The 13,267-nt window shown below is 74.5% G+C and carries 13 protein-coding genes; 8 read left to right on the top strand and 5 right to left on the bottom strand.

Annotated elements, in window-relative coordinates:
* Positions 1-3: 3 nt before the first annotated feature.
* Both ACI79C_RS00375 and ACI79C_RS00370 read right to left on the bottom strand, forming a co-directional pair.
* Positions 4-435 carry a DUF2795 domain-containing protein gene (locus tag ACI79C_RS00375; RefSeq protein ID WP_456943630.1) on the bottom strand — a complete coding sequence of 144 codons (432 nt, stop codon included), beginning with the start codon at positions 433-435 and terminating at the stop codon, positions 4-6.
* Positions 436-460: 25 nt separating this feature from the next.
* Positions 461-670, bottom strand: coding sequence for a DUF2945 domain-containing protein (locus tag ACI79C_RS00370; protein ID WP_456943629.1), 210 nt, complete (start codon positions 668-670; stop codon positions 461-463).
* Between the two features lie 278 nt (positions 671-948).
* Between ACI79C_RS00370 and ACI79C_RS00365 the strand changes: the two genes are divergently transcribed.
* From ACI79C_RS00365 to ACI79C_RS00335, 7 genes are all read left to right on the top strand, one after another.
* The gene (locus tag ACI79C_RS00365; protein WP_456943628.1) at positions 949-1,761 is read left to right on the top strand and encodes a siderophore-interacting protein; all 813 of its coding nucleotides are present in this window, start codon (positions 949-951) and stop codon (positions 1,759-1,761) included.
* A 100-nt stretch (positions 1,762-1,861) separates the two neighbouring features.
* Positions 1,862-2,584, top strand: coding sequence for a response regulator transcription factor (locus ACI79C_RS00360; protein ID WP_456943627.1), 723 nt, complete (start codon positions 1,862-1,864; stop codon positions 2,582-2,584).
* On the top strand, positions 2,581-4,164 hold the full coding sequence (locus tag ACI79C_RS00355; protein ID WP_456943626.1) for a sensor histidine kinase: 1,584 nt from the start codon (positions 2,581-2,583) through the stop codon (positions 4,162-4,164). Before ACI79C_RS00360 ends, ACI79C_RS00355 begins: the two co-directional genes overlap by 4 nt.
* Positions 4,165-4,194: 30 nt before the next feature.
* Positions 4,195-4,908, top strand: coding sequence for a PaaI family thioesterase (locus ACI79C_RS00350; protein WP_456943625.1), 714 nt, complete (start codon positions 4,195-4,197; stop codon positions 4,906-4,908).
* Entirely contained in the window at positions 4,905-5,669 is a 765-nt protein-coding gene (locus ACI79C_RS00345) for a 3'(2'),5'-bisphosphate nucleotidase CysQ (protein WP_456943624.1), read from the top strand. The genes ACI79C_RS00350 and ACI79C_RS00345 overlap by 4 nt, the downstream gene beginning before the upstream one ends.
* A 94-nt stretch (positions 5,670-5,763) precedes the next feature.
* Positions 5,764-6,672, top strand: a complete 909-nt coding sequence (cysD, locus tag ACI79C_RS00340) for a sulfate adenylyltransferase subunit CysD (RefSeq protein WP_456943623.1) — start codon at positions 5,764-5,766, stop codon at positions 6,670-6,672.
* Positions 6,672-8,003 (top strand): sulfate adenylyltransferase subunit 1, encoded by a 1,332-nt coding sequence (locus ACI79C_RS00335; protein ID WP_456943622.1) that lies wholly within the window; start codon positions 6,672-6,674, stop codon positions 8,001-8,003. The genes cysD and ACI79C_RS00335 overlap by 1 nt, the downstream gene beginning before the upstream one ends.
* Positions 8,004-8,197: 194 nt before the next feature.
* Here the strand turns inward: ACI79C_RS00335 and ACI79C_RS00330 are convergent, their stop codons facing one another.
* The 3 genes from ACI79C_RS00330 to ACI79C_RS00320 all read right to left on the bottom strand — a co-directional run bounded on the left by ACI79C_RS00330 (position 8,198) and on the right by ACI79C_RS00320 (position 11,887).
* The gene (locus ACI79C_RS00330) at positions 8,198-9,028 is read right to left on the bottom strand and encodes an FAD binding domain-containing protein (RefSeq protein ID WP_456943621.1); all 831 of its coding nucleotides are present in this window, start codon (positions 9,026-9,028) and stop codon (positions 8,198-8,200) included.
* A gap of 73 nt (positions 9,029-9,101) precedes the next feature.
* Positions 9,102-9,605 carry a (2Fe-2S)-binding protein gene (locus ACI79C_RS00325; protein ID WP_456943620.1) on the bottom strand — a complete coding sequence of 168 codons (504 nt, stop codon included), beginning with the start codon at positions 9,603-9,605 and terminating at the stop codon, positions 9,102-9,104.
* Complete coding sequence (locus ACI79C_RS00320; RefSeq protein ID WP_456943619.1) at positions 9,602-11,887, bottom strand: xanthine dehydrogenase family protein molybdopterin-binding subunit; 2,286 nt, start codon at positions 11,885-11,887, stop codon at positions 9,602-9,604. Before ACI79C_RS00320 ends, ACI79C_RS00325 begins: the two co-directional genes overlap by 4 nt.
* A 122-nt stretch (positions 11,888-12,009) precedes the next feature.
* On the opposite strand from ACI79C_RS00320, the gene ACI79C_RS00315 reads away from it, so the two are divergent.
* Positions 12,010-13,248, top strand: a complete 1,239-nt coding sequence (locus ACI79C_RS00315; RefSeq protein WP_456943618.1) for an MFS transporter — start codon at positions 12,010-12,012, stop codon at positions 13,246-13,248.
* The last annotated feature ends 19 nt before the right edge of the window (positions 13,249-13,267 follow it).

Here is a 13,267-nt window from a genome sequence, read left to right as displayed (position 1 = left end):
CGATCAGGTCTCGGTCGGGTACCCGAGGGCGCGGACCACGTCGCCGATCCGCTCGTAGGTCTCGCCGTCGGGCAGCCGCCGGAGCTCGTCGACGACGGCGTCGGGAGCTCGGTGGTCGAGGGCCGCCTCCACCAGGGCCGGGCCGTCGCTCGGGAAGTCGGCGCGGTCCAGCCACCGGGCCAGCTCGGCGCGGGCGACGACGGCGTCCTCGGTCATGCCGACCGGGACGCCACCGACCAGCGTGCCCTGCGGGTCGGCGGTCAGGTCGGGGTCGCCCTCCGCGACGGGTTCGACCTCGCGCCACTCCTCGGCGCGGGTCGCGCGCTCGGCCTTGAGCATCCCCTGGGTCTCGTGCTCGAGCTCCTCGTCGAGCCGCGGGTTGTGCTTGGTGCTGCGCGCCGACACTCCGGCGAACTGGTCCCCGGTCTCACTCACGGTCGCTCTCCTCCTGGTAGTTCCGTCACTTCTCGTGCAGAGCGCCGGGCTTGTGCACCGCCGTCTTGCCACTCTTGTCGCTCTTGACCTCGTACTGCGGCTCGTCCTCGCTGGCCTTGACCTTCCGGCCGGACGCCTCCGTCTCCTCAGTGATCTTGCGCTGGACGGTGCCTTCGGCCTGGCTGCCGTGGCTGTTCCAGGTGACGTGGTCGCCCTTGCTGAACTCGTCTGCCATCAGTCGCTCCCGGCGCTCGACGCTGTCCCCCTGCCCCTGCCCCCGAGGCACCCGGGGCACACATCACCCGTTCGGAACGCGGCATCACCCGTGCGGGCAGTGGCGGACGACGGGCGATCACGTAGCGTTGTCGTCGACGGAGACGCCGACCCATCGCCCCTGCTAGGGCGGGGTGGACCGACTACCCACGGTGACGTGGGCCCGTCCTCGATCGCCGGCCCGGTCGACCCCATTCCCCCGGGGTCGGCCGGGTCGGCCCGTTCTAGGCTGGGTGTGCCATGTCCCTGAGCAACCCGGCCTCCAGCAGCCCGGCGCCGACCGCGCCCGACCCGACCCGACCGGTCGACGTCCTCACGGTCGTGTCCGTCGCCGAGGTCACCCCCTCGGTGCGCCGGGTGCTGCTGTCGGGCACGCCGGCCGCCGTGACCGCAGCCGGGCCGACCATCTCGCTGCTGGTGCCGCGGGTGGGTGACCCCGCGCCGCGCTGGCCGGCCGTCGCCCGCGACGGACGGATCGTCTGGCCCGCCGGCTCGCACGGGGTGAGCCTGCGCAGCTACACCGCCCGACGGCAGGACCCCGACCGCGGCGAGGTGGAGATCGACTTCGTGCTGCACGGCGACGGGCCGGCGGCAGCATGGGCGGCGGCCGCCGGCCCCGGTACGACGATCGCCGTGGCCGGCGGGGGGCCGCTGGGCGAGCGACCGGCCGGGTGGCTGCTGCTCGCCGGCGACGAGACGGCCCTGCCCGCCATCACCCGGATCCTGGCCGAGGCGCCGCCGTCCACCCGCGGGGTCGCGCTGGTGGAGGTCGCCGACGCCGCGGAGGAGCAGCCGCTGCCCGTTCCGCACGGCGTGGAGGTGCGCTGGCTGCACCGCGGCGGCACGCCGCCCGGGGAGAGCACCGTGCTCGCCGACGCCGTCGCCGCGATCGACCGGCCGGCGGGGGACGACGTCTTCGCGTGGGTGGCGGCCGAGTCCGGCGTCGTCCGCACCGTCCGGGCCGACCTGCGCGGCCGCTGGGGGCTCGGGCGGGCCCAGCACCACGCCATCGGGTACTGGCGGCGGGGACGCGCCATGTCACCCACCGGGTGACCGTCGTCCAGACTCCTCACAGGTACCGCCCAGGAGAGACCAAGCCGCCGCTCCCACCCTGGGGACCATGACGACGGCTGCACGTTCGACGGGAGGTGCTGTGACCAGCACCGGCAGGAGCTCGGCACCGGAGGCGCGCCTCCTGGTGGTGGACGACGAGCCCAACATCCGCGAGCTGCTCTCCGCCAGCCTCCGCTACGCCGGGTTCGAGGTGGCCACCGCCGCCGACGGCCAGCAGGCGCTCGCGATGGCGGCGTCGTTCCGCCCCGACCTGCTCGTGCTCGACGTCATGATGCCCGGACTGGACGGCTTCGGCGTCGTCCGCCGGCTGCGGGAGAGCGGCCGGCACACCCCGGTCCTGTTCCTCACCGCCCGCGACGCCAACGAGGACAAGGTCTCCGGCCTCACCCTGGGCGGCGACGACTACGTGACCAAGCCGTTCAGCCTCGACGAGGTCCTCGCCCGCATCCGGGCGGTGCTGCGCCGCAGCACCGGCCAGCAGCGCGCCGCGCAGGCCCCGCGGCTGTCCTTCGCCGACATCGAGCTCGACGAGGAGTCCCACGAGGTGATCAAGGCCGGCCAGGTGGTCAGCCTGTCCCCCACGGAGTTCAAGCTGCTGCGCTACCTCATGGCCAACGCCGGGCGGGTGCTGTCGAAGGCGCAGATCCTGGACCACGTCTGGAACTACGACTTCAACGGCGAGGCCAACGTGGTGGAGTCCTACATCTCCTACCTGCGGCGCAAGGTCGACACGACCGAGCCGCGGCTGCTGCACACCATCCGGGGCGTGGGCTACACGCTGCGGCTCCCCCGCGGTTCGTGAGCGGGCCGCACCTCGGCAGCGACCCGGCACCACCCCGCGCGCGGGGTGGTCCCCGCATCCCGCTGCGGATCACCCTCGTCGCCCTCCTCGTCGTCCTGGTCACGGTGGCCCTGGCGGCCACCGGCCTGGCCGCGACGTCGCTGCTGCGCGGCTACCTCACCGGGCAGCAGGACGACCAGCTGCGCCTGAGCGCCGAGAACGTCGCCCGGAACCCGTGGCGGGTGCTCGGCCAGTGCAGCGAGGGGGGTCCGGGCTACCCCTCCCCCGACTACCTGGGCTGCCTGCCCCCGGGGGAGGACGACCTCGTCCTCGTGCTCGGCCCGGTCAACGACCCGGGGAGGTCGCCCGACCTCGACGTCCTCGCCGAGCGCGTGGACGACGACGGGCCCCCCGGGCGGGACCGGATCTTCACCGTGCCCGCCGAGGACGACCACACCTCCTGGCGGATCGCCGCCGTCGACCTGCCCGAGGGGTGGACCGCGCTGGTCGGCACCGACCTCGCCGGTGACGAGCGCGTGCTCGGCCGGCTGGTCCGCATCCAGGTCGTGGTCGGGCTCATCGTCCTGTTCCTGCTGGGCACGGCCGGCTACGTGCTGGTCCGCAACAGCCTGCGTCCGCTCACCGAGGTGGAGCGCACCGCGCGGGCGATCGCCGCCGGCGACCTGTCGCAGCGGGTCCCCGAGGGTGACGAGCGGACCGAGGTCGGCCGGCTCACCACCGCGCTCAACGGCATGCTGAGCCGGATCGAGCGCGCCTTCCGCGCCCAGCAGGCCTCCGAGGAGCAGGCCCGCGCCTCGGAGCACCGGATGCGCCGCTTCGTCGCGGACGCCAGCCACGAGCTGCGCACCCCGCTGACCTCCATCCGCGGGTTCGCCGAGCTGTACCGGCAGGGAGCGGTCGGCACGCCCGAGGAGACCGCGCGGCTGATGCAGCGGATCGAGTCCGAGGGCGCCCGGATGGGCGTCCTGGTGGAGGACCTGCTGCAGCTCGCCCGGCTCGACCAGCAGCGCCCGCTGTCGATCGCCCCCGTCGACCTCGCCGAGGTGGCCGGGGACGCGGTGCACGACGCCCGCGCCGTCCAGCCCGAACGGCCGATCACCCTGGACCTGGACAGCGGGCTCAGCGAGCTGCCGGTGGTGCTCGGCGACGAGGCGCGGCTGCGCCAGGTGGTCGGGAACCTGGTCACCAACGCCCTGGTGCACACCCCGCCGACCGCCCCGGTCACCGTCAGCCTCTCCGACGAGCCCGCGACGACCGCGGACGGCGAGGACGGCGGCGTCGTCGTCCTCCGGGTGGCCGACGAGGGCCCGGGCATGGCCCCCGAGGACGCCGCGCGGGTGTTCGAGCGCTTCTACCGCGCCGACCCGGCCCGTGCCCGGACCGCGGGGGGCACCGGCCTCGGGCTGGCGATCGTCTCCGCGCTCGTGGCCGCCCACGGCGGGACCGTCCACCTGGACACCGCCCCCGGCCGCGGCGCCGCCTTCACGGTGCGGCTGCCGCGCTCGGGACCCGGCGGCCCGGGGACCGCGCCGGTCGAGGACGGCGCCGCGGGACCGCTGCCCCGCGGGGCCGGGGCCTGAGCGGCCGCACCGGCTCGTTACCGTCCGCCCGTGGACTCCGACGCGGGCGGCCCGCCCTACGATGCCGACCTGATGGCCGCGGTGACCGAGCTCGGCACCGCGCTGCGCGAGCTGGTGGACGCCTCGGTGCGCACCACGCTGCCCGCGGCCGAGCTCCTCGCCGCGGCCGAGGAGGCCCGGGCCACCACCGCCCGGCTGGCAGCCGCGCAGCGCCCGCCGACGCAGCTGCCGGCGCTCGACGACCCGCTGGTCTTCCGGCGGGTCTACAACCCGGTCAGCGGCGTGGGCAGCGCGGTGGCGCCGCCGCTGACCATCCGCCGCACCGACGACGGCGTCGTCGCCGAGGCGACGCTGGGCATGGCCTACGAGGGGCCGCCCGGCTACGTGCACGGCGGGATGAGCAGCATGCTCATGGACCAGCTGCTCGGTTCCGCGGCCATCGCGGCGGGCCTGTGGGGCATGACCGTGCGGCTGGAGGTCGACTACCGGCGGCCGGTGCCGCTGTCGACGCCCCTGGTGCTGCGCGCCCGCGTCGTCGAGGCGGCCGGCCGCAAGTGCGTCGTGAGCGGCACCATCGCGACGGCCGAGGCGCCCGACCGGGTGCTCGTCGAGGCCTCCGGGGTGTTCGTCATGCCCCGCGAGGAGCTGCACGCGGACTACTTCGGCGCCATCACCGACGCCTCCGGCCGGCACGCCCCGCCGGGACGGCCCACGGACGCCACCGCCCTGGCGGACCGGTCGTGAGCGACGTCGAGGTGGCGGCGGCGGCCGCCCGCGCCGCGGCCGAGGTCCTGGTGCAGCTGCGCGGGGAGGGGCGGCTGTCGGGCGGTGAGCTCGGTGACGCGGGGGACGCCGCGGCCCAGACCGCGATCACCGGGCTGCTCGCCGCCCGCCGTCCCGACGACGTCGTCTTCAGCGAGGAGGCCGTCGACGACCCGCAGCGACTCTCGGCCGACCGGGTGTGGATCGTCGACCCGCTCGACGGGACCCGGGAATACGGCGAGGGCCGGCCGGACTGGGCGGTGCACGTCGCCCTGTGGGCCGACGGGGAGCGTGGGCCGGGCGGGGACCTGGTTGCAGCCGCCGTGGCCCTGCCCGGGCTGGACGAGGTCCTGGTCACCGACCCCGCACCCCGGGTCCCGCGCGGCTCGGGCGGGCGGCCCCGCATCGCGGTCAGCCGCACCCGGCCACCCCGGGAGGCCGACGTCGCCGCGGCCGCCCTCGACGCCGAGGTCGTGCCGATGGGCTCGGCCGGGTACAAGGTGACCGCGGTCGTCCGGGGCGAGGTGGACGCCTACGTGCACGCCGGGGGGATGTACCAGTGGGATTCGGCCGCGCCGGTCGCCGTCGCCCGCGCCGCGGGGCTGACCGCCGTCCGGCTGGACGGCTCGCCGCTGCGCTACAACGAGCCCGACCCGTACCTCCCCGACCTGCTGGTGTGCCGTCCGGAGCTCGCCGACCGGCTCCTGGCGGCGGTGCGAGCGGGGTCACAGCCGCCGCGGTGAGCCCATGGCGGACACTGGGGGCGGGAATCTCCCCCGGACCGGTGCGGTTGGTGCTGGTTCGAGCCCTGCCCCCGATCCATCGGAGCACCGACGCGTGACGACACCCGACTACCGGCTCTCTCAACTGGAGACGCTGGAGGCCGAGTCCATCCACGTGATCCGTGAGGTGGCCGCCGAGCTCGAACGGCCCGTGCTGCTGTTCTCCGGCGGCAAGGACTCGATCGTGATGCTGGAGCTGGCGCGCAAGGCGTTCGCGCCGGCCCGCATCCCGTTCCCGGTGATGCACGTCGACACCGGCCTGAACTTCCCCGACGTCCTGGAGTTCCGCGACAAGCGGGTCGCCGAGCTCGGCGTCTCGCTGATCGTCGCCTCGGTGCCCGACGCGATGGCCAAGGGCCTGGTCAAGGAGGAGCCCAACGGCTCCCGCAACCGCATCCAGACGCCGGTGCTGCTCGACGCGGTCGAGGAGCACGGCTTCACCGCGCTGTTCGGCGGCGCCCGCCGCGACGAGGACAAGGCGCGGGCCAAGGAGCGGGTGTTCTCCTTCCGCGACGAGTTCGGCCAGTGGGACCCGAAGAACCAGCGCCCCGAGCTGTGGGACCTCTACAACGGCCGGATCCACCTCGGTGAGTCCATCCGGGTGTTCCCGCTGTCGAACTGGACCGAGCTGGACATCTGGCAGTACATCGCCCGCGAGCAGGTCGCCATCCCGCCGCTGTACCTCGCCCAGGAGCGGGAGGTCGTGGAGCGGCAGGGGATGCTCTACGCGGTCAACGAGTTCATCCGCCCCAGGGACGGCGAGCAGCCGTTCCGGGCGATGGTCCGCTACCGCACGGTCGGCGACGCCAACCTGACCGCCGCCGTGCGGTCGGAGGCGACGACGGTCGAGGAGGTCATCGCCGAGATCGCGGTGACCCGGATGACCGAGCGGGGCGCGACCCGCGGCGACGACAAGGTCAGCGACGCCGCCATGGAGGACCGGAAGAAGGAGGGCTACTTCTGATGGCTCCCGTCGAAGAGGCGACCACCGACCAGCCCGTCGACGTCCACTCGGCCGTCGCGGAGCACGCGGTCGAGCTGGCGACGGCGCGCAAGGACATCCTGCGCATCGCCACCGCCGGCTCGGTGGACGACGGCAAGAGCACGCTGATCGGCCGGCTGCTGTTCGACAGCAAGGCGATCTTCGAGGACCAGTACGAGGCCGTCGCCCGCGCCAGCAAGGGCGACTACGTCGACCTCGCGCTGCTCACCGACGGCCTGCGGGCCGAACGCGAGCAGGGCATCACCATCGACGTCGCCTACCGCTACTTCGCCACCCCGCGGCGGACGTTCATCCTCGCCGACACCCCCGGGCACGTGCAGTACACCCGGAACATGGTCACCGGCGCCTCGACCGCGGACCTCGCGATCGTGCTGGTCGACGCGCGCAAGGGGATGGTCGAGCAGAGCCGCCGGCACGCGTTCCTCGCCTCGCTGCTGCGGGTGCCGCACCTGGTGGTCGCGGTCAACAAGATGGACCTCGTCGACTGGTCCGAGGACGCCTACGAGTCGATCCGGGACGAGTTCAGCGCCTTCGCCGCGAAGCTCGCCGTCCCGGACCTCACGGTCATCCCGATCTCCGCGCTGCACGGCGACAACGTGGTGAAGCACTCCCCCAACACCCCGTGGTACGAGGGGCCGACGCTGATCCACCACCTCGAGCACGTGCACGTCGCCAGCGACCGCAACCTCACCGACGCCCGGTTCCCGGTCCAGTACGTCATCCGGCCGCAGTCCGACGCCCACCACGACTACCGGGGCTACGCCGGCACGGTCGCCAGCGGCGTGCTGCGCCCCGGCGACGAGGTCCAGGTGCTGCCCAGCGGCCTGACCACGACGATCGCCGGCATCGACGGCCCCCGCGGGCCGGTCGAGGAGGCCTTCCCCCCGATGGCGGTCACCGTGCGGCTGACCGACGACCTCGACGTCTCCCGCGGCGACCTCGTCTGCCGGACGGAGAACAGCCCGACCGCCACCCAGGACCTCGACGCCCTGGTCTGCTGGATGGCCGACGAGCCGCTGCGCGCCCGGCAGCGCATCGCGGTCAAGCACACGACGCGCACGGTGCGCGCGATGGTGAAGGACCTCGCCTACCGGCTGGACGTCAACACGCTGCACCGCCAGACCGACGCGACCGAGCTGGGCCTCAACGACATCGGGCGGGTCCGGCTGCGGACGACCCAGCCGCTGTTCGTCGACGACTACACCCGCAACCGGGTGACCGGCCGGTTCATCCTCGTCGACGAGGCCACGAACGCCACCGTCGGCGCGGGGATGCTCACCCCCGCCGGCTGACGCAGGCCCCACGCGGCTCGGCGGGCCGGGACGAGGAACGGTCCCGCCGCGCTCCGGGGGGTGATCCTCGTGCCCCAGGCGCGCTGCAGGACCCCCGGAGCACGAGGGACACCCAGAGCCTCATCCGGGTCTCCTGACCGCACGACGACGCCCCCGGGAGCGCGCAGGCTCCCGGGGGCGTCGTCGTGCGCTGCTCAGGCGGCGGCTGCGGGTGCCCCGGCAGCCTTCTCCAGCGCCCGGCGGGTGAGCACCCGGGCCAGGTGGCGGCGGTACTCCTGGTCGGCGTGCATGTCGGCGCCCGGCGAGGTGCCCTCGTCGGCGAGCGCCGCGGCCTCCTCGATGGAGGCACCGCGCGCCAGCGCCTCCTCCGTCGCGGAGGCCCGCACGACCGTCCCGGCCATGTTGGCCAGCGCCACCCGGCCGTCGACCGCGGCGGCGGCGACGATCGGCCAGTCGTTGGCCCGGCGGGTGAACTTCTCGTACGCCCAGCCGGCCGACCCGGTGCGCGGCACGCGGATCTCGACGATGAGCTCGTCCTCCTCGAGCGCCGTCTCGAAGAAGCCCTGCCAGAACTCGGTCAGCGGGATGCTCCGGCGTCCGTTCGGGCCCTGCACGACCGCCGCGCCCCCCAGCGCGAGCAACGCCGTGGGCAGGTCGGACGCCGGGTCGCTGTGCGCCACCGTGCCGCCGATCGTGCCGCGGTGGCGCACCTGCGGGTCACCGACCTGGCTGGCCACGTAGGGCAGGATCGGCACCTCGGCCCGGGCGACCTCGTCCTTCTCCAGCTCGTGGTGCCGGGTGCCCGCGCCGATGGCCACCTCGTCGCCTTCGACCCGCACGTAGGACATCCCCGGGATCCGGCTGATGTCGATGACGACCGCGGGCATGGCCAGCCGGAGCTTCATGATCGGCAGCAGCGAGTGCCCACCGGCCATGACCTTGGCGTCGTCCCCGTGCTCGACCAGCGCCGCGATCGCCTCCTCGACCGACGCCGCCCGCACGTACTCGAAGGGCCCAGGGATCATGCCCACTCCTCGCTGGCGCTCGTCGGGTGCACGACCCGGGATGCGGTGTCCTCGGATGCCCTCGCACGCTCGGTCATCGGGCGACCTCCTGCGACTGCGGCACCTGGCCGGCGGCGGGGCCGGCCTTCGCCGCGGCCTGCACCGCCCGGACGATGTTGTGGTAGCCGGTGCAGCGGCAGAGGTTGCCCTCCAGCCCCTCCCGGACCTCCCGGTCGCTGGGGTCGGGGTTGTCGGCCAGGACGCCGATCGCCGCCATCACCATGCCCGGGGTGCAGAACCCGCACTGCAGCCCGTGCTCCTCGCGGAACGCCTTCTGCATCGGGTGCAGCTCGCCGTCCGGCCCGGCCAGGCCCTCCAGCGTGGTGACCTGCGCGCCGTCGGTCTGGGCCGCCAGCACGGTGCACGACTTCACCGAGAGCCCGTCCACGATGACGGTGCACGCGCCGCACGAGGTGGTGTCGCAGCCGATGTTGGTCGCCTTCAGTCCGCAGACCTCACGCAGGTAGTGCGCCAGCAGCAGGCGGGGTTCCACCTCGTCGGTGCGCTGCTGACCGTTGACGGTCATCGAGACCTTCATGCGTTGCTGCCTCCCTGCTGGGCCTGCTGGATGGCCCGCCACACCTTCATGGGCGTGGTGGGCATGTCGATGTGCCGGACGCCGAGGTGTGCGACGGCGTCGATGACGGCGTTGTGGACGGCGGGCGTGGAACCGATCGTCCCGGCCTCGCCGATGCCCTTGGCGCCCAGCGGGTTGATGGGCGTGGGCGTGGCCATGTCGACCAGCTCGAAGCTGGGCAGCTCGGTCGCCGAGACGAACGGGTAGTCGGCCAGCGTGGCGGTCTGCGGGTTGCCGTCGGCGTCGTAGAGGACCTCCTCCAGGAGCGCCTGCGCCACCCCCTGGGCGAAGCCGCCGTGCCGCTGTCCCTCGGCCAGCAGTGGGTTGACGATGATGCCGGCGTCGTCGACGGCGACCAGCCGCTGCAGCTCGGCCTTGCCCGACTCGGTGTCGACCTCGACGACGGCGACGTGCGCGCCGAACGGGAAGGTCGGCGCCGCCGCCTCGAACCGGGTCTGCACGACCAGCGGCTCGTGCTCGGCGAGCTGCGCGAAGGTGACACCCGCGCCCGGGGTGCCGCGCACCGCCAGGCCGGCGGACGACAGGTCCACCTCGAGGTCGGCCGGGTCGGCCTCCAGCTGCTCGGCGGCCCGCTGCTTGGCCAGCTCGACGAGCTCGGTGGCCGCCTGGTGCACCGCCGCACCGCCCTGCTGGAGGCTGCGCGAGCCCATCGTGCCGCCGCCGCGCGGGATCCGGTCGGTGTCACCGTGCAGGACGGTGATCTTCTCGACCGGGATCCCCAGCTGGTCGCTGGCGAGCATCGCCCAGGCGGTGGCATGGCCCTGGCCGTGCGGCGAGGTGCCGGTCAGCACGGTCGCCGTCCCGTCCGGGTGCACCTCGAGCTCGGCGGACTCCGCCGCACCCAGCCCGGTGTCGGCGCCGGTGATCTCGACGTATGTCGACAGCCCGATGCCCAGCTGCCGGACGTCGCCGCGCTCGCGGCGGCGGGCCTGCTCGGCGCGCAGCTCCTCGTAGCCGGCGGCCTCCAGCGCCTTCTCCAGCGCCGCGACGTACTCGCCCGAGTCGTAGGTCGCCCCCGACGGCGTGGTGTGCGGCTCGGAGAACGACGGGACGAGGTTCTTCCGGCGCACCTCGGCCGGGTCCATCCCGATCTCGGCGGCGAACATGTCGACGGCCCGCTCGACGGCTGCGGTGGCCTCGGGCCGCCCGGCCCCGCGGTAGGCGCCGATGGAGGTGGCGTTGTTGACCAGCGCCCGCGCCGAGGCGTGCACCTTGGGGAACGCGTAGGTGGCCGACGCCATCAGCATGGTCAGGGTCGGCAGGATGATCCCGACCCGCGGGTAGGCACCGGCCTCCTGGTCGACGTGGATCGCGTAGGCCTCGATGGTGCCGTCGCGGCGCCCGCCGATGGTGACCTGCTGGTCCTGCCCCCGGCCGTGCAGCATGCCGAGCAGGTTCTCCGAGCGGTTCTCCGTCCAGCGGACCGGGCGGCCGGCCCGCTGCGCCAGCCAGGCCACGAAGGCGTACTCCGGGTCGGCGCCGATCTTCGCGCCGAAGCCGCCGCCGACGTCCGGAGTGACCAGGTGGACCCGTGCCGGGTCCAGGCCCAGCCAGCCGGCGATCTCGCCCTTGGCCTGCTGGGCGCCCTGGTTGGTGCACCAGATCGTCACCCGGCCGTCCTCGCCCCAGGCCGCGGCGGCGGCGCGGGTCTCCAGCGGCACGGGCGCCACCCGCTGGTTCTTGAAGGCCTGCGTGACGACGACCTCGCAGCCGGAGAAGAAGTCCGCCGGCGGTGGGCCACCGAACTCGGCCGCGACGTTCGTCCCGGCCTCCTCGAACAGCAGCACCTCGCCCTTGGCCGCGTCGGCGGTGGTGACCACGGCGGGCAGCGGGTCGATGTCGACGCTGACCAGCTCCGCGGCGTCCTCGCCCTGGTAGCGGTCCTCGGTGAGGACGACGGCGACGATGTCGCCGACGAACCGGACCTTGTCGGTCGCCAGCCACGGCCGCTGCATGGCCGGCGGGACCATCGGCAGGCCCGCCGGGAGCGGCGCGAGGTCCGCACAGTCCTCGGCGGTGTAGACGGCGGCGACCCCGGGCGCCTCGCGGGCGGCGGAGGCGTCGACGGACAGGATCCGCCCGTGCGCGACCTGGGAACGGACGAAGGTGGCGTGCAGCGCACCGGTGAGCCGGTCGTCGACCAGGTCGTCGGTGTAGGTCGCACCACGCGTGAGGAACAGCGGGTCCTCCGTGCGGACCACGCGGGTACCGAGGATGCTCATGCGCTCACTTTCCGTCGGGCGAGAGACCGCGGTCACTATCGCCGCCCGGAGGCCGTCCCGCCAACCCCCTCCCGCCCTGCGGAATGGCCGTGCCGGGTCCGTGGGTCACCCTCCGGTGTGGTGTGCTGACCAGGATGGACGCCGGGGGGAGGACGCGCTCCCGCGGAGCCGCGCTGCTGTTCGTGGCCGCCGTCGTGGCGGTCGCGCTCAACCAGCGCCCCGCCGTCGTCTCCGTGGCGCCGGTGCTCGGCGACCTCCGGGCGGACACCGGGCTGTCCTCGGCCATGGCCGGGTTGCTGACCACTCTGCCCGTGCTCTGCTTCGGCGCCTTCGCGCCCGTCGCACCCCGTCTCGCGCGGCGGATCGGGCTGGAGCTCGCGGTGGCGGCGTCCCTGGTGCTGCTCGCCGCCGGCATCGCGCTGCGGCTGCTGTCCCCGGTGGCCCTGCTCTACGCCGGGAGCCTGCTCGCCGGTGCGGCGATCGCGCTGGCCAACGTGCTGATGCCCGCCTACGTGAAGCGCGAGGCGGCCCGGCCCGGCCTGGTCATGGGCCTGTACTCGGCGTCCCTGAACCTGGGGGCGGCCGTCGGCGCGGCCGCCACCGTGCCGCTGGCGGTCGCGTTCGAGTGGGACTGGCGGACGGCGCTGGCCGCGTGGTTGCTCCTGGCGCTGGCGGCGCTGGTCCTGTGGCTGCCGGCCGCCGGGACCGGCCGGCGGCACCGCGCGACCCGGGGCGACGTGCCCGGCGGCGGGTCCTGGGTGCTGCTCCGCCAGTCGCTGGCCCGCCGCGTGACCGTCTACCTGGGCCTGCAGAGCGTGCAGTTCTACTCGGTGGCCGCCTGGCTGCCGACCCTGCTGGCCGACGCCGGGGTGCCGGTGTCCCGGGGCGGCCTCCTCCTGGGGACGTGCAACCTGGTGGGCGCGGCCGGGGCGCTGCTCGCCCCGGCCCAGGCGGGGCGGATGCGCACCCAGCGCCCGCTGGTCCTGGCCGTCGTCGCCGCCTACCTGGTGGGGGTGGGCGGCCTGCTGGTCGCTCCGGGGACGGGCACGCTCGTGTGGGTCTGCGCCTTCGGACTGGCGCAGGGCAGCGGCTTCGCGCTCGCGCTGACCCTCATCGTGCTGCGCAGCCCCACGCCGCTGACCGCCGCGCGGCTGGGCGGGGTCGCCCAGTGCCTCGGGTACCTGATGGCCGCGGCCGGCCCACTGGTGCTGGGCTGGCTGCACGACCGCACCGGCGGCTGGGCCTGGCCGATGGCGCTGCTGCTGGTCCTGCTCGTGCCGATGACCTGGGCCGGGTGGGGCGCGGCGCGCGACGCCGTCCTGCGGGTCGAGGAGCGGCCGCGCGAGCCCAGCCCCGCATGAGGCAGCCCCGCCTGAGCCG

The organism is Geodermatophilus sp. SYSU D00697 (assembly GCF_054050175.1).
This window is presented reverse-complemented; position numbering and strand designations above follow the sequence as displayed.

Bases quoted from the DNA above. Each gene is read 5' to 3' on its own strand.
- ACI79C_RS00325 (WP_456943620.1), bottom strand. From the start codon at position 9,605: ATGAAGGTCTCGATGACCGTCAACGGTCAGCAGCGCACCGACGAGGTG.
- ACI79C_RS00370 (WP_456943629.1), bottom strand. From the start codon at position 670: ATGGCAGACGAGTTCAGCAAGGGCGACCACGTCACCTGGAACAGCCAC.
- ACI79C_RS00365 (WP_456943628.1), top strand. From the start codon at position 949: ATGTCCCTGAGCAACCCGGCCTCCAGCAGCCCGGCGCCGACCGCGCCC.
- ACI79C_RS00335 (WP_456943622.1), top strand. From the start codon at position 6,672: ATGGCTCCCGTCGAAGAGGCGACCACCGACCAGCCCGTCGACGTCCAC.
- ACI79C_RS00320 (WP_456943619.1), bottom strand. From the start codon at position 11,887: ATGAGCATCCTCGGTACCCGCGTGGTCCGCACGGAGGACCCGCTGTTC.
- ACI79C_RS00330 (WP_456943621.1), bottom strand. From the start codon at position 9,028: ATGATCCCTGGGCCCTTCGAGTACGTGCGGGCGGCGTCGGTCGAGGAG.